The sequence below is a fragment of the Klebsiella sp. K-3 genome (genome assembly GCF_051207495.1).
In the GTDB taxonomy this organism is placed as follows: domain Bacteria; phylum Pseudomonadota; class Gammaproteobacteria; order Enterobacterales; family Enterobacteriaceae; genus Klebsiella; species Klebsiella aerogenes.
Genome location: NZ_JBPNXF010000013.1, coordinates 53,758 through 74,491 on the forward strand (window position 1 = coordinate 53,758; position 20,734 = coordinate 74,491).

The 20,734-nt window shown below is 41.0% G+C and carries 15 protein-coding genes; 13 read left to right on the forward strand and 2 right to left on the reverse strand.

Annotation, left to right across the window (positions count from 1 at the left end; translation table 11 throughout):
• Positions 1–129 precede the first annotated feature (129 nt).
• From ACSEMK_RS20560 to ugd, 4 genes are all read left to right on the forward strand, one after another.
• Entirely contained in the window at positions 130–1,905 is a 1,776-nt protein-coding gene (locus ACSEMK_RS20560; RefSeq protein WP_087860460.1) for a type I secretion system permease/ATPase, read from the forward strand.
• A 52-nt stretch (positions 1,906–1,957) separates the two neighbouring features.
• Positions 1,958–3,289, forward strand: coding sequence for an HlyD family type I secretion periplasmic adaptor subunit (locus ACSEMK_RS20565; RefSeq protein ID WP_087860461.1), 1,332 nt, complete (start codon positions 1,958–1,960; stop codon positions 3,287–3,289).
• A gap of 23 nt (positions 3,290–3,312) precedes the next feature.
• Positions 3,313–4,665: a TolC family outer membrane protein gene (locus tag ACSEMK_RS20570; protein ID WP_228302325.1), complete on the forward strand. Its 1,353-nt coding sequence runs from the start codon at positions 3,313–3,315 to the stop codon at positions 4,663–4,665.
• A gap of 223 nt (positions 4,666–4,888) precedes the next feature.
• Positions 4,889–6,055, forward strand: a complete 1,167-nt coding sequence (gene ugd / locus ACSEMK_RS20575) for a UDP-glucose 6-dehydrogenase (protein WP_113373500.1) — start codon at positions 4,889–4,891, stop codon at positions 6,053–6,055.
• A gap of 258 nt (positions 6,056–6,313) precedes the next feature.
• On the opposite strand, the gene ACSEMK_RS20580 is transcribed toward ugd, so the two are convergent.
• The gene (locus tag ACSEMK_RS20580; protein ID WP_087860463.1) at positions 6,314–7,318 is read right to left on the reverse strand and encodes an NAD-dependent epimerase; all 1,005 of its coding nucleotides are present in this window, start codon (positions 7,316–7,318) and stop codon (positions 6,314–6,316) included.
• Between the two features lie 965 nt (positions 7,319–8,283).
• Between ACSEMK_RS20580 and ACSEMK_RS20585 the strand changes: the two genes are divergently transcribed.
• The 8 genes from ACSEMK_RS20585 (at position 8,284) to ACSEMK_RS20620 (ending at position 17,587) form a co-directional block, all read left to right on the forward strand.
• Positions 8,284–9,051, forward strand: a complete 768-nt coding sequence (locus tag ACSEMK_RS20585) for an ABC transporter permease (protein WP_087860464.1) — start codon at positions 8,284–8,286, stop codon at positions 9,049–9,051.
• A complete protein-coding gene (locus ACSEMK_RS20590; protein ID WP_045391802.1) occupies positions 9,051–9,791 on the forward strand; it encodes an ABC transporter ATP-binding protein in 741 nt (246 codons plus the stop codon). The genes ACSEMK_RS20585 and ACSEMK_RS20590 overlap by 1 nt, the downstream gene beginning before the upstream one ends.
• Positions 9,792–9,802: 11 nt before the next feature.
• A complete protein-coding gene (glf, locus tag ACSEMK_RS20595; protein ID WP_113373501.1) occupies positions 9,803–10,954 on the forward strand; it encodes a UDP-galactopyranose mutase in 1,152 nt (383 codons plus the stop codon).
• Positions 10,951–11,841: a glycosyltransferase gene (locus ACSEMK_RS20600; RefSeq protein WP_316424199.1), complete on the forward strand. Its 891-nt coding sequence runs from the start codon at positions 10,951–10,953 to the stop codon at positions 11,839–11,841. Before glf ends, ACSEMK_RS20600 begins: the two co-directional genes overlap by 4 nt.
• Positions 11,842–11,847: 6 nt before the next feature.
• The gene (locus ACSEMK_RS20605) at positions 11,848–12,984 is read left to right on the forward strand and encodes a glycosyltransferase family 4 protein (RefSeq protein ID WP_113373503.1); all 1,137 of its coding nucleotides are present in this window, start codon (positions 11,848–11,850) and stop codon (positions 12,982–12,984) included.
• A 23-nt stretch (positions 12,985–13,007) separates the two neighbouring features.
• A complete protein-coding gene (locus ACSEMK_RS20610; RefSeq protein WP_430914573.1) occupies positions 13,008–14,762 on the forward strand; it encodes a glycosyltransferase family 2 protein in 1,755 nt (584 codons plus the stop codon).
• A gap of 166 nt (positions 14,763–14,928) precedes the next feature.
• Entirely contained in the window at positions 14,929–16,098 is a 1,170-nt protein-coding gene (locus tag ACSEMK_RS20615) for a glycosyltransferase family 2 protein (RefSeq protein WP_430914572.1), read from the forward strand.
• Between the two features lie 4 nt (positions 16,099–16,102).
• A complete protein-coding gene (locus ACSEMK_RS20620) occupies positions 16,103–17,587 on the forward strand; it encodes a glycosyltransferase (protein ID WP_271031461.1) in 1,485 nt (494 codons plus the stop codon).
• Positions 17,588–17,636: 49 nt separating this feature from the next.
• Here ACSEMK_RS20620 and ACSEMK_RS20625 read toward each other — a convergent pair whose 3' ends face one another.
• Positions 17,637–18,815, reverse strand: a complete 1,179-nt coding sequence (locus ACSEMK_RS20625; RefSeq protein WP_430914571.1) for an acyltransferase family protein — start codon at positions 18,813–18,815, stop codon at positions 17,637–17,639.
• 295 nt (positions 18,816–19,110) lie between these two features.
• Here ACSEMK_RS20625 and ACSEMK_RS20630 point away from each other — a divergent pair, with 295 nt between their 5' ends.
• Entirely contained in the window at positions 19,111–20,715 is a 1,605-nt protein-coding gene (locus tag ACSEMK_RS20630; protein ID WP_435336638.1) for a sulfatase-like hydrolase/transferase, read from the forward strand.
• The last annotated feature ends 19 nt before the right edge of the window (positions 20,716–20,734 follow it).

The following is a 20,734-nucleotide window of genomic DNA, read 5'->3' on the forward strand; positions in this document are numbered from 1 at the left end:
GGTAGCTTGATATTTTAGTGTTTTCCTATCTATATATTATAAATATCTCCAGCCTGAGTTGTTGGGATCTGATTGCTCTACTGTCGGTAGAGGTGTGGCTGAAGGTACACAAAAATAAGGGAAAAAGCAGTGGAGCACTATTTACCGCGCAATGAAATTGCGGACGTAATACGCACTCGCAGTAAAATATTCTGGACAGTCGGTGTTTTTACCGCATTCATTAATATCTTAATGTTAGTACCTTCGATTTATATGCTCCAGGTTTATGACCGGGTGCTACCCTCTGGTAATGAAATCACTCTGCTGATGCTAACCCTTATCATGCTGGCCATGTTTGGTATGATGGCATTGCTGGAGTATGTCCGTAGCATGGTGGTCATACGGATTGGCGCGCAGCTAGATATGCGTTTAAATACACGTGTTTATACCGCAGCATACGAAGATAATCTCAAAAATAAATCTGCTGATGCCGGGCAAATGCTTAACGATCTTACTAATATGCGTCAGTTTTTGACCGGCAGCGCGCTTTTTGCTTTTTTTGATGCGCCCTGGTTCCCGATCTATTTGTTGGTCATTTTTCTGTTTAATCCCTGGTTAGGGTTGTTTGCATTAATTGGCTCATTAATATTGATAGCGCTGGCCGTGGTGAATGAAATAGTATCAAAAGAACCATTGGCTGAAGCGAGTAAGCTTGCGTTGCAATCAGGAAGTCTTGCCAGTACTAACTTGCGCAATGCGGAAGTTATAGAAGCATTAGGAATGTTGCCAAATATCAAGGGACGATGGTTTAGTTTACATCAACGATTTCTGAACAGTCAGCGAGTCGCGAGTGAACGAGCTTCCCGTATCAATTCTATTACGAAATTTGTGCGTCTTTCCTTGCAATCTTTGGTGCTCGGGCTGGGGGGCTGGCTGGCTATCGATGGTCATATTACTCCTGGAATGATGATCGCCGGTTCTATTTTGATGGGGAGGACGCTTGCTCCGATAGAACAAGTGATTAACGTCTGGAAAAGCTGGAGCTCGGCAAAACTATCTTATCGCCGGTTGGTTAAATTACTGGATAGTAACCCACCCCGTGGCACCGGGATGTCTCTGCCGAAACCTGAAGGGGTACTGAGCGTAGAAAATGTATCGGCGAAACCGCCGGGCGCACAGGGTGAACCGGTATTGCACACTGTGTCATTTAATTTACAGGCGGGTGATGTGCTTGGCATTATTGGCCCTAGTGCATCCGGAAAATCGACCCTGGCACGATTATTAGTTGGGATTTGGCCGGTAAGTGAAGGAATTGTTCGGTTGGATGGCGCTGATATTTATCAGTGGAATAAAGATGAACTGGGGCCGCATATTGGCTATTTACCTCAAGACATTGAATTGTTCGCTGGAACCATAGCGGAGAACATAGCGAGATTTAATGACGTCGATGCTGAGAAAGTGATTGCTGCCGCGAAACTGGCAGGGGTACACGAACTGATTTTACGTTTCCCACATGGCTATGACTCAGTGATTGGCAACGGCGGGAGCGGACTTTCTGGAGGTCAAAAGCAACGTATTGGGCTTGCAAGGGCCTTGTATGGCGATCCCTCGTTGATTGTTCTTGATGAACCGAATTCTAATCTGGATGACGCTGGCGAATTGGCCCTTAATAAGGCTATTGCCTTTCTTCGGGAGCGGCAAAAAACGGTGGTACTGATTACGCATCGAACTAATTTGCTTTCAATGACCAGTAAGTTGTTACTATTGGTCAATGGTAAGGTTAACGCGTTTGGTACCACACAACAGGTACTTCAGGCTTTGAATAATGCTCAGAGGACTCAGGCAGCACAGCAACAGGCAATGCATGCAGTTAATAGTGAATCGCATGACGGCAACGGGGTTACCCCTAAAACACAAATAAACTAAATAACGGCTTGCCAGATAAAAGCTGCAACTATCTGTTGTTAAAGGGGGGAATATGTCTTCTCAAATGAATCAGTCTTTTAGTGGCGATGTGCCATCAGATTCTACTGATGAGCGGAAATATACGCGCTTTGGTTGGTTGGTGATCGCGATTGGTTTATGCGGTTTCCTGTTATGGGCAGCTTTCGCTCCTCTGGATAAAGGCGTTGCCTCTCAAGGGTCGGTAACTGTTTCAGGAAACCGTAAAACTATTCAATCTCCAACCAGTGGTATTATCAGCAATATCGCGGTTAAAGAAGGGGATAAGGTCAAGGCCGGGCAGGTACTGGTTCAAATGAGCCAGGTGCAGGCACAGGCGCAGGTGGACTCCCTGAAGATCCAATATTACACAACACTGGCAACAGAGGGGCGTTTGTTAGCTGAAAGAGATAATCTGGATGCAATTAAATTCTCTGACGTTTTCAATGCTATCAAAGATAAGCCTCGTGCAGCGGAAATAATTGCCTTGCAGCAACAGCTTTTTATTTCTCGCCGACAGGCATTACGTAGTGAAGTCGATGGTTTTAGGCAGTCAATTGACGGTATCCGTTTCCAGCTCAAGGGATTACAGGATTCCCGGGCGAACAAACAGATTCAACTAAACAGCATCCGTGAGCAGATGACAAGTATGAAACAGCTTTCTGCGGAAGGGTATTTGCCGCGCAACCGTTATCTGGAGGCTCAACGTCAGTTTGCAGAGATCAGTAGCAGTATCGATGAGACGATAGGCAGGATCGGACAGCTACAAAAGCAACTGTTGGAGTCGCAGCAGCGTATCGACCAGCGGTATGCGGACTATCAGCGTGAAGTGAGAACACAGTTAGCGCAAACGCAAATGGATGTAAATGATTATAAAAACAAACTGGATATGGCTAATTTTGAGCTAGGGAATACCGAAATTATTTCGCCAGTTGATGGTACCGTTGTTGGACTGAATATATTTACCCAAGGCGGCGTGGTGGGGGCTGGAGATCACCTTATGGATGTGGTACCCAGTGAAGCTGCGTTGGTTGTTGATGCTCAATTGAAAGTACAACTAATCGATAAAGTATATACCGGGCTCCCCGTTGAGCTTATGTTTACTGCTTTTAACCAAAACAGGACGCCTAAAATACCTGGTACGGTGACGCTTGTTTCTGCCGACCGTTTAATCGATAAAGCAAATGGGGAAGCTTATTATCAGATGCAGGTAACGGTCACTCCGGAAGGAATCAAAATGCTCCAGGGTGAGGAAATCAAACCAGGGATGCCAGTTGAGGTGTTCGTAAGGACGGGGTCCCGTTCGCTGTTAAGTTATCTGTTTAAACCAATTTTGGATCGTGCGCGTACTTCATTGACCGAGGAATAATCGTGATTTTCATGAAAAGGAAGATGATTAATCTCACCCTTAGTTCGATAGTGTGGGTGGTATCCTCACCGGTGTATGCATTGGGCATTCTGGACGCCTATTCGCTAGCGCTGGAAAAAGACCCGACATTTCAGGCGGCGATTAAAGAAAAGGAAGCCGGGGATGAAGCAAAAAATATTGGACGAGCAGGGTTATTACCAAAAGTCTCTCTCAATTATCAGAATGCGCCACGTAATTGGCAGACTCAAAAATATCAGACGAGTGATATTTTTGGCAATGTTAGCGATGTGACTAAACGACAGCAGTACCGCAGTTATGCGGGTTCCGTGACCCTAACGCAACCTCTATTTGATTATGAGGCTTATGCGAAATATAAAACCGGAGTCGCACAAAGTTTGATGGCTGACGAAAAATATCGCAGTAAATACCTCGATCTTGCAGTCCGGGTCATTTCGGCTTACGTCAGTGTTGCATACGCCAAAGATCAAATTGCACTAGCTGAGGCGCAAAAGGCAGCCTATAAAGAACAACTTGCGTTGAATGATCGCCTGATGTCCGCTGGTGAGGGCACTGTGACGGACGTTGCTGAGACTCAGGCACGGTATAGTCTTGCTGAAGCTCAGGTCATCGAGGCTCGAGATGTCTTAGACTCAGCTCAGCGGGAGCTTGAAGTCATCATCGGAATTCCTCTCGATCAGTTAGATGCATTGCAGACGTTACGGCAGGGTAAATTCCAGGTCTCACCGCTACGTTTTACAGCATTCGATGATTGGCAAAAGCTAGCCATGGAACGAAATCCACAACTAGCTTCATCACGACATGGCGTGGATGCCGCGCGTTATGATGTTGAACGTAACCGGGCTGGTTTTATGCCACAAGTTCAGCTATATGCATCACACTCGGAAAATGATTCAAGCAGCGACAATACGGTAAATCAGAAATATCGAACCGACAGTGTTGGGGTTCAGGTATCAATGCCAATTTATTCTGGCGGGGGAGTTGCAGCCTCGACGAGGCAGGCTGCGGCGCGTTATGGGCAGGCTAAGTATGAACTGGACGCCCAGGTCGGTTCGATTATGAACGACCTTCGTAAACAGTTTAATCAGTGTATTAGTAGCCAGGCTAAGCTCAGGGCCTATGAATTGGCTGTAAAATCTGCGACGACGCAGGTAGAGGCTACACGGCAAAGTGTGCTCGCCGGGCAGAGGGTGAACGTTGATGTGCTTAATGCGGAGCAGCAACTCTATGCTGCACAGCGAGATTTAGCAGAAGCTAAATACACTTATATTAAGGCCTGGATTACGTTGCTTGGAGATTCAGGTACGCTGAGCGAAAAAGATATTATGCAAGTTGCGGGGTACTTCCATCGTTCTTGAGTGAAACTGTGAAGTTCGAAACAGAAAGAGTGTAAAATAGTTTGTTTTTTGCATCTCCGAAACCCGTATCGATACTACGCTTCAATCTGTATGCTCACATGAAGGGGACTTTTAAGACCCGTCCCCGTCTTGACTTCACTATTCGCAAAGAGTAAAACGCCAGCAGTATCCATCATTACTGTGGCGATTTGCCATCACCCGTTAACTGTAGAAGTGTTGCTCTATGAAAATTACTATTTCCGGTACAGGCTATGTTGGTTTATCGAATGGTGTTCTGATTGCCCAGAACCATGAAGTGGTCGCTTTGGATATCATTCAGGCCAAAGTAGATTTGCTTAACCAGAAAATTTCACCTATAGCAGATAATGAGATCCAACAATATTTAACGGAAAAAAAGCTTAATTTTCGTGCAACAACAGACAAACTCGATGCGTATCATGACGCTGATTACGTTATTATAGCTACGCCGACAGATTATGATCCCAAGACAAATTACTTCAATACGTCTTCTGTTGAGGCTGTCATCCGTGATGTGACTGCTATCAATCCGAAAGCTGTTATGGTTATAAAATCAACGGTCCCAGTTGGTTTCACTCGCGGCATAAAAGAGCGCCTTGGAATTGAAAATATCATTTTCTCGCCGGAGTTTCTCCGCGAGGGACGGGCTTTGTACGATAATTTATATCCATCGCGAATTGTCATTGGTGAGCGTTCTGCTCGTGCTGAGCGATTCGCAGACCTATTGAAAGAAGGTGCGATTAAGAAAGACATTCCGACCCTTTTTACTGATTCAACTGAAGCTGAAGCTATTAAGCTCTTTGCTAATACTTACTTAGCACTACGTGTTGCCTATTTTAATGAGTTAGACAGCTACGCTGAAAGCCAGGGGCTAAACAGTAAACAAATTATTGAGGGTGTATGTCTGGATCCGCGAATTGGTAATCATTACAACAATCCCTCTTTTGGCTATGGTGGGTACTGCTTACCGAAAGATACCAAACAGTTGCTGGCGAATTATGAGTCGGTACCCAATAATATTATTTCGGCAATTGTTGATGCAAATCGCACGCGGAAAGATTTTATTGCAGACTCCATCCTGGCGAAAAATCCGAAGGTTGTTGGTGTGTATCGGTTAATTATGAAGAGCGGCTCTGATAATTTCCGTGCTTCCTCTATTCAAGGTATAATGAAAAGAATAAAAGCGAAAGGTATACCTGTAATTATTTACGAGCCAGTGATGAAGGAAGATGAATTTTTTAACTCGCGTGTTATTCGCGACCTTGATGTTTTTAAGCAGGAGTCGGATGTAATTATCTCTAACCGCATGGCAGAAGAATTGGCGGATGTGAAAGATAAAGTGTATACGCGAGACCTATTTGGTAACGATTAAATTCTAATAACGGCAGGTGGTTTGCAAAATTACCTGCCTTAATTTTTATGATGAGAAAAACGCAGCATCATTATGTGCTGAAATAAAATACTAATGCTACCGTGGCATTTACGAGACTATCTCTGTATTCTACATCGAAAGATATCCCTGTCGAATTAGAAGTATATAACGTTGAGGAAACTACTACTCTGATTACACTATGGGCTGTTAATATACCGCAATCGGTGGATTGCGGTAAAAACAGAAGATAAGAAATTATCAAATTGCGTAGTAGTCTTTATACCACTCCACGAAGTTTTTCACGCCTTGCTTGACCGTAGTTTGCGGCCTGAAACCAACCAGATCATACAGCGGTTGAGTTTCAGCGCTTGTTTCCAGAACATCGCCTGGCTGCATCGGCATCATGTTTTTCTTAGCTTCCATACCCATAGCTTCTTCAAGCGCGGTGATGTAGTCCATTAGTTCAACCGGCGAGCTATTGCCAATGTTATAGACCCGATAGGGGGCAGAACTGGTGGCCGGAGATCCGGTTTCTACCGTCCAGTCCGGATTTGGCTGCGGAATGACATCCTGAACACGAACAACAGCTTCAACTATATCGTCAATATAGGTGAAGTCTCTTTTCATTTTTCCGTAGTTGTACACGTCGATGCTTTGACCTTCGAGCATGGCTTTTGTGAACTTGAATAATGCCATATCCGGACGTCCCCATGGGCCATAGACGGTAAAAAACCGCAGACCGGTTGTTGGAATTCCATAGAGATGCGCATAAGTATGCGCCATCAATTCATTAGCTTTTTTGGTTGCCGCGTAAAGCGATACTGGGTGATCTACCGAATCATCGGTTGAGAACGGCATCTTACGATTTAAACCATAAACGGAACTGGATGACGCGTAGACCAGATGCTCGATTTTAGTATGGCGACACCCCTCAAGGATATTCAGGAACCCCATCAGGTTGGCGTCAGCATAAGCGTGCGGGTTTTCCAGTGAGTAGCGTACGCCGGCTTGCGCGGCAAGGTGGATTACGCGATTAAATTTCTCTCTAGAAAAAAGCTGCTCCATGTTAACCCGATCGGCGAGATCAATTTTGTGAAAACTGAACAAAGGCGTTTTCAGAAGATCCAGGCGGGCTTGTTTGAGGCTCACATCGTAGTAGTCATTCATGTTGTCGATCCCGACAACCTCATGACCAGCTTCCAGCAGGCGTTTACATACATGGAAGCCGATGAAGCCAGCAGCGCCAGTGACTAAAAATTTCATTTATATCCTCCAGGATCATGATGTCCCACTACTTATAGGCGACTATTTTACACAGGGGGGAGGTAACGATCATCTTGTTTACTGGTTGGCTTGGAAAGGATGGGGAGAATAACATTTAAAGCTAAACCGCCCGGTAAAGCGCACGCCATGTCCAATTATGAGAGTGAAAATTATTCTCATTGGTGAGCAAGTTTTCTAAGTTGTAACAAACGTTTAAATGGCATTGTACTTACCTGGTGTATGAATCTTCTTTGCCAGTCAATCCTGCTTTTTCGCTTTTAATCTTATAGGCCGGGAGTATACTATGCTGCTGTTTCATTCATATGGTATTCGCTTGAGAAGCTCACATTGCAACTTTCTGATTTTATTACCATAATAGACAAGTATACCACTAACATTAATGATGCTGCCGAATGGGGCAACTCACTTAAAGTTAAGCATCTCCGTTGCCAGGTCCGTTGTCTGAAATGAGACTAACCTGATGGCAAGTTGCCTCTAAAGCAGAGAGAGTGACCGCACTCAGATTGAGCTCAAGAATGATGCTTGAGATAGAGCGAGATCATAGGCTCTTGCGGTAGCATTTAGATTGCAATGCATTGAAGTTTATGAAGATTTATAAAATTATAGACTTGTTCTGCGCGCTTTGGTTGCGATAGCCAATGGCGGTAGCGTGTCTCTGATTGGTGAGGTAGATGGCTGAAGCAGGTCAAAATGAGAAAGCTAATCATTTGTGGCCGTATAGTTCCCCCCGTAACATACTCTAAATGATGGTGTATAGTACGCTATTATGTGGAACTGCGTATGGTTGCTGAGAAGGGTTTATCCATACAGTGGGTTAAAAGGCAACGGCCGCTTTTGGTGACTATATAATAATTATGTTGATATTATAGCTATGCACTATTTTCTCCGAGGTAATAAAGGTGAGTATGGTTGCGTGGTCGATTTCAAAAAAATGAGTGCAAATAATGAAGTTTAAATTAGGATATTTATTTGATCTACTTGTTGTGATAACTAATAAAGATTTAAAAGTTCGCTATAAAAGTAGCATCTTTGGATATTTATGGTCTATTGCAAACCCTTTATTATTTGCGATGATTTACTATTTTATTTTTAAAATGGTAATGAGAGTACAAATTCCAAATTATACCGTTTTTCTAATCACTGGATTGTTCCCATGGCAATGGTTTGCAAGTTCAGCAACCAATTCATTGTATTCATTTATCTCCAACGCGCAGATTATTAAGAAAACAGTATTTCCACGCTCGGTTATCCCTTTGAGCAATGTAATGATGGAAGGGTTACATTTCTTGTGTACAATTCCTGTAATTGCAGTATTTCTTTATATTTATGGTATGTCGCCATCGCTTAGTTGGTTCTGGGGCATTCCGCTACTGGCGATCGGTCAAATTATTTTTACATTTGGATTTGCTCTAATTTTCTCAACGCTAAATTTGTTCTTCCGTGACCTGGAGCGATTTGTCGCTTTAGGTATCATGTTGATGTTCTACTGTACCCCGATACTCTATAATTCCGATATGATCCCGCAACAATTTACCTGGATCATTGATTATAATCCACTGGCTAGCATGATTATGGCCTGGCGAGATCTGCTTATGAATGGCAACCTGGATTATGTGCATATCACTTATCTATACTCATCAGGCATGGTTGTATTGCTGCTAGGGGTGTGGGTCTTTAATAAATTAAAATATCGATTTGCAGAGATTTTGTGATGACAGCTGTTATTGAATTTTGCAATGTAACAAAAGAGTATCCTCTATATCATCATATTGGCTCTGGCATTAAAGATCTGTTTTTTCATCCGCGTCGGGCCTTTAATTTGCTAAAAGGTCGCAAATATCTGGCGATCGAAAACGTGTCATTCACCGTTAATAAGGGTGAATCAGTTGCATTGATTGGACGCAATGGCGCAGGCAAAAGTACTACCCTTGGTCTCGTTGCTGGTGTGCTAAAGCCAAGTAAGGGCGAGGTTAAAGTTGTCGGACGCGTGGCTTCGATGCTGGAGTTGGGAGGCGGTTTTCATCCGGAACTGACCGGGCGCGAAAATATCAAACTTAATGCCACCTTACTGGGGTTACGCAGAGCAGAAGTAAACAAGCGGCTTGATAAAATTATCGAGTTCTCAGAGCTAGGCGAGTTTATTGATGAGCCTATTCGCGTATACTCCAGTGGAATGCTGGCGAAACTGGGCTTTTCAGTAATTAGTCAGGTTGATCCAGATGTATTGATTATCGACGAAGTCCTTGCGGTTGGTGATATCGCATTCCAACGCAAATGCATTGAAACAATCAATGAGTTCAGAAAACGTGGGGTAACAATCCTGTTTGTTAGCCACAGCATGAAAGATGTCATGCAGATTTGCGATAAAGTTGTGTGGGTTGAAAATCATCGGTTGAAAGCGATCGGTGAGGCAAGCTCAATTGTTGATGAATATGTAGCCTCAATGGCTTGATGGAAAAACTAATGCAGAAGAATGTACTTATTGTCGGCGCAGGATTTTCAGGCGCGGTTATTGGTCGCTTATTGGCTGAAGCTGGTCATCAGGTGACGATTATTGACAGCCGGCCGCATGTTGCTGGTAACTGCTATAGTGAGCGGGATAGTGAAACCAATGTTATGGTTCATACTTATGGCCCTCATATTTTCCATACTGACAATGCTGAAGTTTGGGAGTACATCAACCAATACACGGAAATGATGCCGTATGTGAACCGGGTGAAGACGACGGTCAATGGGCAAGTCTTTTCCTTACCAATCAACTTACACACAATTAATCAGTTCTTCCATACTACGTGCTCCCCAACCGAAGCGCGTAAATTAATTGATGAGAAGAGTGATAAAACGATAGAAGAACCTGCAACATTTGAAGAGCAGGCACTGCGTTTTGTCGGCAAAGAACTATATGAAGCCTTTTTTAAAGGTTACACCATCAAACAGTGGGGAATGTCTCCGTCGGAGCTCCCGGCTTCAATTCTTAAGCGTCTGCCTGTACGATTCAATTATGATGATAACTACTTTAATCATAAATATCAGGGAATGCCAAAAGACGGCTATACGGTAATCGTTGATAAGATATTAGATCACAAAAATATTACTGTGGCTTTAAACACCCAGTATGATGAGACCACTCGTGGCGAATATGATCATGTATTTTATAGTGGCGCGCTGGATGGTTTTTATAAATACGATATGGGGCGCCTGGGCTATCGTACCCTGGATTTCGATGCTTTCCGAACCGAAGGTGATTATCAGGGATGTGCGGTAATGAATTATGGTGAGCAAAAAGTGCCTTACACCCGTATTACTGAGCATAAATACTTTGCTCCATGGGAGAGTCACGAGAAATCAATCTGCTACCGCGAATTTAGTCGAGCATGTGAGCCTGAGGATATTCCATACTACCCAATTCGACAGGTAGGTGAGATGGCCATGCTGCAAAATTATCTCGATCGCGCTGAAAAAGAAGCAAATATTACCTTTGTTGGTCGTCTGGGGACATACCGCTATCTTGATATGGACGTAACTATTGCTGAAGCTCTGGAAACGGGGAGAACTTATCTTAAGTCATTAGAACAGAATTCAGTGATGCCTGTATTTACGGTTAAAGTCAGATGAATGTAGCTGCTCTAATCGTCACTTATAATCGGTTAGAAAAGTTAAAAACAACAATTGAGGCAACGCTGGCGTTGCCTTTTCAGTATATAGTTGTGGTTAACAATGCATCAACCGATGATACTCAAGCCTATCTTGATTCTGTTTGCGATGAGCGAGTTAAAGTTTTACATCGAGAGGTGAATGATGGCGGGGCTGGCGGTTTTAAATACGGAGCGCAATGGATAACGCAAAATTTGAACACTGATTGGGTTCTGTTTTACGATGACGATGCATATCCGAATCATAATTTTGGCGTTGCGTTTCAGACCCTTGACCTATCAATTGAAAATGTTTATGTCTGCACGGTGGTGGATACTTCAGGCAATTACTGTAAAATGAATATACCCTGGAAGAAAATTCCTAATGGCATTTTGGGTAATATAGCTTACAGAACTAATCCTGCACGTTTTATTCCTGACGGCCATAAACAAGAGACCGTGGTGAGTGTTTCATTTGTAGGGATGTTGATTAGTCAGGAAACACTAAAGAAATCTATATCGTTTATATATGATGAGCTTTTTATCTATTATGACGATGTTTACTTTGGTCATCATCTGGTTCTACAGCATACACCTATTATATACCTTCCTGAATTATGTATTGTCCATGATATTGATACTACGAATAAATTAATTGCGCCATGGAAATTATATTATTTAAGCAGAAACCTTATCTTGTCCCGTAAAATATTCCAGGATGATTCGCCTTTCACCTTGTTTGATGTTTCATTAAGATTATTGAAGTATATATTCACAGCATTGAAACATGACAAGCGGAAAGAATGTATGATTAATGTCTATAATGGAATCAAGGATGGTTTCTGGAAGCCAAAAGGTAGAGGTGCATAATCCGCTATGAAGAAGAAGTTATGCTATTTTGTAAACTCTGCCTGGTATTTTGAGCTTCATTGGCTAGAAAGAGGAATTGCTGCTTTAGATAATGGATATGATGTCTATGTTATTGCTAATTTTTTAGATGATGCAATTTCAGATAGACTTTCTGCATTAGGATTTCACTGTATCAATAGTCAAATTAATGAGAAAAGCATCAATCCATTTGCTTTTATCAAAGGCTTTTTAAATGCCTCGAAGATATTGAAAACGATTAATCCTGATATCCTTCATTGTATTACGATTAAACCCGGTATTATAAGTTGCCTGTGGGCAAAATATCATAAAACTAAACTTGTTTATAGTTTTGTAGGTTTAGGGCGGGTATTTGAAAGTGAGCAACTCATTTTTAAAATACTACGTTGGCTGGTGCTTAGATTGTATCGATACTTGTTCTCAAATGTCGATTGTAAAATCATATTTGAACACCGAGAAGATAAAAGAAAAATACTTTCTCTGCTAGGAATCAAAGAGGAGAAGGCAAAGGTCATTGACGGCGCTGGTGTTAATACCAGTTATTTTTCTTACCAGCAAGAGCCGAAATTGACACATGGAACAATACTTTTTGCCAGCCGCATGCTACACAGTAAAGGATTACTTGACCTCATTAAGGCGAAAAGAATCCTAAAGTTAGAAGGGATAGATTGTACCATCCACGTAGCAGGTATTATCGTTGAGAATGACGACGATGGAATTACCTTGGGGCAAATAGAAAAATGGCACGCAGCGGGAGATATTGTCTGGTTAGGTACTCGAGATGATATTAGAGAATTGATTGCTGGGGCAAATATTGTTGCTCTTCCTTCTGTATATCCCGAAGGTGTACCACGAATTCTGCTTGAGGCTGGTGCCGTGGGTAGAGCTTGTGTTGTCTATGATAATGGTGGGTGTAACTCACTAATTAAAGACGGCTATAATGGTTATATAGTTGAACGCAAAAATGTCAAAGAACTGGCCGCGAGAATTAAAGCATTGATAAATGAAGATGATGACAGACAGAAAATGGGTATCAATGCCAGGGAAAATATTGTCAATCATTATACATCAGAAATTGTTATTGATAAAACATTACAAGTATATGAAGAACTGTTCCAGCGCTGAAAAATAAAGATACGGTTAGGTCTATGAATAATAGTATTTCGTTACAGTCATCAGTATTCCCTGATATACACCACCGTGAAATTAGCGCTCTGTATTTTTTATCTGATAATGTATCTACATGTGTTAATGATGCAGGGTACGTTAGGGTATTTAAAAATCAAGAAGTTTGTTTTGATACTTTTTATAATTCATTTGATCTCCAAAAATGGTCTAAATACACAACGGTTAATCAGCTTGGTTTTAAAATTGATGTTGTTGGTAGAGGTATTGCCACTATTTTCTTCAAAAACCATGATGTATTAAAGAAAGTCTTTCAGCGCGAAGTTGAAGGGGCAGTCACAATAGATAATCTAGAATTAAGTGAATGTCTTGACGGTAGACTTTATTTTTACTGGTCGTCAATTGATGATAGTGAAATCAGGAGTTTTTCTTTTACTACATATGGGGCAGTAGAGGATTTTGGTAAGTTAGCGATTGTCATCACTACTTATAATCGACAGGCAGCATTATTATCGACATTGTCGAGATTTGAGGAGAACTTATTTGCCGATAGTGTCGGTCAGTCAAAATTTCATGTATATGTTATAGATAATGGGTGCAATTTAGATTTAGAGCCAGGACCTAATGTTACCTATATAAAAAATAAAAACATGGGGGGGGCCGGTGGTTTCACCCGCGGTTTATTTGAGGTGAAAAAGAACAATAAAGAAACTTATTGTATCTTTATGGATGATGACGCATCCTGTGAAATTGAAAGTATCAAAAGAGCATATTGGTTCATGTGTTTTTCAAAAAACGATGAACAGATGATTGCAGGCAGTATGCTATATGAGGATAAACCTCAGACAGTATATGAGGCCGGCGCTATTTATCCTTACAAGCAGATACGAATGCGGCCCTTAAAAAACGGTGTTGATGTTTCAACACCAGGCGGGCTTGATGTGTTTAATCAAGAGGACGGACAGGCCAATTATGCCGCATGGTGGTTCTGCGCTTTTAAAGTATCAGCGGCAAAACACTATGCTTTTCCGTTCTTTGTCCGTGGCGATGACATTTTATTCGGGGTAATGCACGCCTACCCGATCGTGACTCTCAATGGCATTGCATCTTGGCAGATGAATTTTAATCAAAAATATAGTGCATTAGTTGAATATTTAAGCGTCAGAGGGTTGCTGGTTCCGGCGTTTGTATACCCGTCGCCAAAGAAAAGAAGACAGATAGCTTTTTGGATATTAGCAAAAGTGCTTTTACTATGCTTTTCCTACCGATATTCTTCGGCCGAGGCTATCATCGAAGCTTATTTAGATGTGATGAAAGGTGGTGATTTTTGGATTGACGATCCTGATGCTGAAAAAGCTCGTAGACGGATTAGTGAGTTGTCGAAAGATGAACGCGCTGGAGAAGTAGCGGATGGCAAGGCCGTGAAAAAAACGGACCGTAATGGACCTGAACCTAAATGGGCTAAGATACTCAGGCTGTTTCTTCTCAATGGTCATTTGGTTCCTAACTTTATCACGTCTGGAAATAGTGTACGAATACCGAACACAGAAATTCATCCGACAAAACAGGTTTTTTTGAATACTGAAGTTTACTATGAAACTACTGACGGTAGTTTTATCGTACTGAAACAAAATAAATTACGCTGCGCTAGATTGATAATTAAAACACTATGGGTCATTAGCAAAGGGTACTTTGCTTATAATGCTGTTGCAGAAGAGTATGGAAATAAGATTTCATACTTTACATCTGAGACTTTTTGGAAGAAATACTTTATTTAAATATTGACTGCTTTGGTCTTTATTCTTAATGATAATGTTGTTACAGTTAATTATTTCTTCTTACGGGTAAGAATCAGAGTTGTATTTATACGAAAGATATAAATTTTGATTTGGTTAGGTTATAAAATCTAGCCTGAAGTTAAATATATTCATACAAGAGACAGTAATGAGCGACATGATAGTTTGTGATACTCGACAATCGAAGGTTATACCAAAATTGTCTATTATTGTACCAGTCTATAATACCTCTGGTTTTGTGGAGAAGACTTTATCTTCATTTGATAAAAATGGTAATGATCAAATAGAAATTATCATTGTAAATGATGGTAGTACTGACAATAGTGTCGAAGTTGTTCAGCAGTGGCTTGATACCTATAAAGGTAATGCAGTTTTCATATCGCAGGAAAATAAAGGACTATCAGAGGCCAGAAACACGGCCTTACGCTATGCGAATGGCCAATATATTTCTTTCTGCGATAGCGATGATTGGTTAAATGAAAAAGCCGTTCTGGATTCGCTGAAGTTTGCTGAGTCCGAAGATCTTGATATGGTATTATATCGTTCATACGTGTATGACAACCAAACTAAAGACTCCTACCCATTCTATGATGCGGCGACGTGGGATTATATTTTAGGAGGTGAACTTAAGAAGACTGTTAATATTGCAGCATATCCGCAAATTCTCAGCCTTGAACCAAATACGAACAACCGTATCCTTAAGAAAGAGTTTTTTGACAAGTATATAACTATCTTCCCAGTGGGTATTCATTTTGAAGATGTTACCCCGCATATTGTAAGTCTGGTTAACGCAACAAAAATTGGCATGATAGATACTGTCGGCTATTTTTACCGAGTTAATCGCGAAGGGAAGATTACAGATCAAAAAAGCGAAAAGCGATTTGATATCATTAAGACAGCGAAAGAGTTATTGCAAAAGCCTGAAGTTACGGGGCTCAATGCTTATCAGCAATATTGTGTGATGTCGCTAATATTCAAAATGATTTTCTGGTGTGGACGATATACAACTCTGAGCGACAGACGACGTTACTTCCAGCAAGGTGTGGATCTATTTTCGGCATCGAATCCGGTTGTGCGTTCGCGTTTAAAAACATCCTTAGGCTTTGCGGAACGTAACAGAGAGTTCATTCTCATGTTGGCGTTTTTCAATGGTGCTACGGATTTCCTCACTGAGTACAGTACTGGTAAGCAAACGCTGTCAACAAAATTTAAATTGTTGAAGGCTATTTCAACTGCAAACATTGATGTCAATAAATTGATCTTCAAAAAAGCTTTGCGTTTTGCAAAAAACAAGTTCGGAAAACGGGTAGTGGGTTAACAAAATGATCAATAGAACACAATTGAATGCATATCTAAATAAACTACCTTCAGCAATTAGCCATGATGAGCTAGCACAACATAAGCATATTATCGAGCGCAGTTTTTTTGGCGTAGATTTCTTTTCTTGCGAAAGTGATGTTCTGGCTTTTGTGGGGACTTATACTGGTCTTGAAATTCTGGTCGCATTTTATAACAGCAAGCCGCGCGCGATTATTGTTGTTGAATCTAATGCAAGCAAATTTAAGCGTATTCAGGAACTATTAAACAAAAACCCTGAACTGAAAGATCGTGTCTACCTGTTTGATAATTTCTCGAACCCCGAAATTAATGAATTGATTGGAGAGCGGCACGTTAGTGTACGTATTTCTCTTCCGGCCTTTAGTCGGGCAGCTTTGGAATATGTCACTGCGCAGTGGAAACTTGACCATATTTGTGGTGAATTCAACCAATATGATATTGATCCATTGATTGTTTATCGCCAATGCGCGCGTGCGGCGGATACTTTTTACTGGCGTATCCAGGATCAACACCAACCTCTTACGGGTAGCCGCCAGAAGTATGAGTATGAAGTTTCAGTCGTCGTACCTGCATATAATATCAGCGCCTATATCGACCAGTGCATAGAGTCACTGGCGAATCAGTCAATTGAGAATATTGAGATTTTAGTCGTCGATGATGGTACGCCGGATGATTCCGGTGAGAAAGCTGACGCCTGGGCGGCGAAATACCCAGGTAGAGTGAAAGTCATCCATAAAGTAAACGGTGGTTGCGCGACAGCGCGAAATGCCGGCGTTAGCCAGGCCAAAGGTCAATATATTGGTTTTGTTGACGGTGATGATTGGTGCGATCTTCAGATGTATGAAGATTTGTTCCGTGCTGCGGTGATGAAAAATGCTGATATTTCCCAGTGTGGCTATAAAGAAGCTTACGAGACTGGCGAAATAGTCAAGTTCCCACTGGACATCAATCTCACTCGCCTGGATTTGTTACGCGAACGCCCAACGATGTGGCGTCGTATTTACTCTGCCGACATGCTGAAAAACAAAGGCATTTCTTTCCCTGAGCATATTCGCCGGTTTGATGATTTACCTTTCCAGTTTGAGACTTTTTTAAACGCTAAGATTATTGCTAATATACCTTTTGATTATTACTATTATCGTCAAGGGCGCTTAGGTCAGGATATTTCTGTGCGGGATGACCGACTTTATGTTCATTTCCCTATTTTTGATTGGATCTACAGTCGTAACTCAGATACGTTCAACTATGATGAAGAACGTAAATTATTTGAGTTAGAACTCGATGTCCATTTCTGGGCGTGGAGTGTGATTGAAGCCAAATTCAAGGATGAGTATTTTAAACAGGTCCTGGCACAAATTTTCGTATCCAAAAAGATTCTGTCAAAATTTGATATGCTGGTAATAGCTAAAAATAAAGGAAGAGAAAGGTTTATGTTTTATTTAAAGCTACTAAAAGCTAAAACATTTTAACTTTTCTGTTTTACTAAAAGCCGCGAAAGATTTCTTTCGCGGTTTTTTTTTACAATTCGCTGGCTCTCATATTCAACTTGTCGCCAACTAAGGATGCGATTTTGGTTGAAGGTTTATCAACAAATGTATAGCCCAGCCATGAGATAAGCACGCAACATAATAAACTGACTAATGTGCTTATTATACTGGAAAATTGGTTAGTAATACCTGCATCATGTAAATAAACAAATAATGCCGTTCCAATACTCATGATAATAGGGATATGAAACACATATAAGGAAAATGATATCTTACCCAGAAAAGTAAATACAGGTCTGGACAGATAATTTGAAAGTATTGATGATGTATTTGCTATTAATAATAAAACTACTGCTGCGATTGAATGACAGAATGTGGCTAAACCTTCTTTACTAAAACCAGTGAGTTCATTTAAGAAGTTAATTTCAATTGTCCACGGATTTTCTGTTGCAAGAATAATTGTCAATATACTGGCTGGAAGAAAAAACTTAGGTTCAAGCTTTATGTTATATACCAAAATAGTACCGCCAATGATAAATAGTATCAAATAGCAGCCAAGTGTCGGTTCAATCAGATAGATAAGTATTGCTGATATAATGATGTGGGCACCTTTTTTTTTGACAAAAAATAATGCGGCATAGAGATACAAAAAGAGTGATCCCATTAACTCTATTTTAATCGTCCAGAGGGGGCCATTATAGGATGTATCACCTATGTAAGCAGAATACAGACCATTGTATATAGCGCCAGTTAGTGTGAGTTCTGATTGATAGTTAGATTTTAACCACTCGTGTCCACCTACGATGGCCGCCATGTCGACATTATGGAAGCCAATCGTATTTTGTAAAACAACAGCCAGAATGACTGAAGCGAGTACCAGTGGGGTAAGTCTAAAGTATCTTTTTATAAAACTTTCTTTAAGATAAGAAATGTCGTTTTGCCGCTTATAAAAGCCAATGAGCAACACATAGCCACTCATCACGAAAAATAGACAAACTGAGAAGTTTCCATCCAATATTCTTCGATATATCTGCCACCATACTGAGTTTTGCGAATATAATCCATTTGGCGATACCAGCACCCCCATAAATACATCCATATGGTAAAGCACGACGACAAGCGACGCGACTCCGCGGAGTCCGTCGAGATGTTTATAATGTTGCAAGTGAGACCCCGTAGCCTGTTTGGCTTTATTTTTGTTGTGTTCCATAATCAACGCGTCAAGTAGGAGAACCTGACGGTATTTGTTTATATTACCACACTGATGTTAACTGGTAGTTATTTTTTTGTTGTTGTGATCGGTTTCACGATTGTGGATTTAACATTAAATTTGCTTAAGTATGTGAAATTAAGCCCGGAGTGCAGCTCCCATCATGCCGAATAAATTATTTTTAAACGCTTTCATTATCCAGGATCAATGGAGTGATATTTGTCAGTGAGATTCAGTGTGTTAAAATAGCAACATTACAATGCACAATAATAAGTTGCTTTATTTCGGAGTTTGCATGAGCGCTTTTCTTAGATGTTTAGAGTATATAAAAACCAGACGTTTTTTATATTTTATACTGTTTTTTCTGTCCCTTGTATTGTGTTGGTTTGAACCTACAAACATATTTTTTACCACTTTTTTCTCTGTCTTTATTTTCTTGCGTTTGATTTTTTGTATTCGTAATAAAATAATTAGAAATAGTCTGGTTGTTTTTGTTTCATTGATCACATTTCTGACTTATTTTATCTATCAAAAATATGGTGGACTATCTACCAGTATGGTTATGTCAACCTTCGGGGTAGGCCTATCCGTTTCATTAGGTACAGTGCAAACGTTTGGTCTCAAATTCCTTGTGGGTTTCCTTTTCATACTTTTTGCGCTCTCACTGTTATCGATTAAGATACCGAAGGCACGCTACTCCGTTAAAGAGCGCGTTGTTTTGACTATTAGTCTTATTCTTATTCTTTCAAAGCCCGTGATCGATGGTGTTAGTTTTTGGGGTACAAAATTCTTTATTAACAATCTCGAATATTCACCAACTTTTATTTCTCAGCCATACATCGATCAGTACAAGATTTTTTTTGGACCTCTTGTTTCCTCAGTGTCGATTATCGCTGAAAATATAGTTGATGATGTTAAATACAAAAAGATAGAGCATACAGAATATCCTGCTTATATTAAAAAAGAGACGGAAGGTAGCAAGAACATTATTTATGTCATCGGCGAATCATCGAACCCTGGACGCTATGGCATTTATGGCTATGGAAAAGATACTACGCCAAACTTATCGCAGATGGATAGAGATGGACAAATATGTGTCGTTAATAACGTTCACTCACCGGCTGCGCAAACACGACTTGCAGTACCGATGCTGGTTTCTTTTGAAACGCCCTTGCAGCGCGGCAACTTGTTTAAATTTAAGAATCTTATCGAGATGGCACAATTGCAGGGCTACCACACGTACTGGTTTGACTCTCAGATGCAAAACAACATGTGGAACAAGCCTTTCGGTTATCTGGCAAAATATGCTGAAGTACTGCAAACTCCGGAAGATAATAATACCCGTTTCCCAGTTAACGAGGGGCAGGATGAAAAGTTATTACCGGCAATCAAGCATTATTTTAAGCAATCGCAAGAGAGAAATTTTTACGTCATTCATTTGATGGGTAACCATTTGCCTTATTCTGACCGTAGGGGGGAAGAGGACAACCCAATGGTTGATGACTATGATGCGTCTATTTATAGCGTCGATGATACCTTAAAGAGTATTTTTACCCTTGCTGATACCTATCTTAAAGATTACAAGTTGGTTTATGTATCAGACCATGGGGAAGTTGTTGGTCAGGGGCATGGTTTCCCATCCAGCGATAATGAGATGTATAAAATTCCATTGTTAATGAATGATACCTCCTGGTGTGCGAAGGCTGAAAAATTGCGCAGCAACAACCACTACTTCTCATCTGATTTAACCAAATTTCTGGTGTTAGAAATGATGGGCTATGCTGTTTCTGATGAGCATATGAAAGACGCGGTGAAAAATTCTGATTTCGTGCTGAATGAAAAAGAAGACGCTATTCGTTTCTCTGAATTAAGGGATGTGCCCTTACCGCAACATCCTTAATAGACGGTTAAAACATTGA

Coding starts and splice junctions, on each gene's coding strand:
- ugd (WP_113373500.1), top strand. CDS start 4,889: ATGAAAATTACTATTTCCGGTACAGGCTATGTTGGTTTATCGAATGGT.
- ACSEMK_RS20605 (WP_113373503.1), top strand. CDS start 11,848: ATGAAGAAGAAGTTATGCTATTTTGTAAACTCTGCCTGGTATTTTGAG.
- ACSEMK_RS20565 (WP_087860461.1), top strand. CDS start 1,958: ATGTCTTCTCAAATGAATCAGTCTTTTAGTGGCGATGTGCCATCAGAT.
- ACSEMK_RS20590 (WP_045391802.1), top strand. CDS start 9,051: ATGACAGCTGTTATTGAATTTTGCAATGTAACAAAAGAGTATCCTCTA.
- ACSEMK_RS20580 (WP_087860463.1), bottom strand. CDS start 7,318: ATGAAATTTTTAGTCACTGGCGCTGCTGGCTTCATCGGCTTCCATGTA.
- glf (WP_113373501.1), top strand. CDS start 9,803: ATGCAGAAGAATGTACTTATTGTCGGCGCAGGATTTTCAGGCGCGGTT.
- ACSEMK_RS20620 (WP_271031461.1), top strand. CDS start 16,103: ATGATCAATAGAACACAATTGAATGCATATCTAAATAAACTACCTTCA.
- ACSEMK_RS20570 (WP_228302325.1), top strand. CDS start 3,313: ATGATTAATCTCACCCTTAGTTCGATAGTGTGGGTGGTATCCTCACCG.
- ACSEMK_RS20625 (WP_430914571.1), bottom strand. CDS start 18,815: ATGGAACACAACAAAAATAAAGCCAAACAGGCTACGGGGTCTCACTTG.
- ACSEMK_RS20615 (WP_430914572.1), top strand. CDS start 14,929: ATGAGCGACATGATAGTTTGTGATACTCGACAATCGAAGGTTATACCA.
- ACSEMK_RS20630 (WP_435336638.1), top strand. CDS start 19,111: ATGAGCGCTTTTCTTAGATGTTTAGAGTATATAAAAACCAGACGTTTT.
- ACSEMK_RS20585 (WP_087860464.1), top strand. CDS start 8,284: ATGAAGTTTAAATTAGGATATTTATTTGATCTACTTGTTGTGATAACT.
- ACSEMK_RS20610 (WP_430914573.1), top strand. CDS start 13,008: ATGAATAATAGTATTTCGTTACAGTCATCAGTATTCCCTGATATACAC.
- ACSEMK_RS20600 (WP_316424199.1), top strand. CDS start 10,951: ATGAATGTAGCTGCTCTAATCGTCACTTATAATCGGTTAGAAAAGTTA.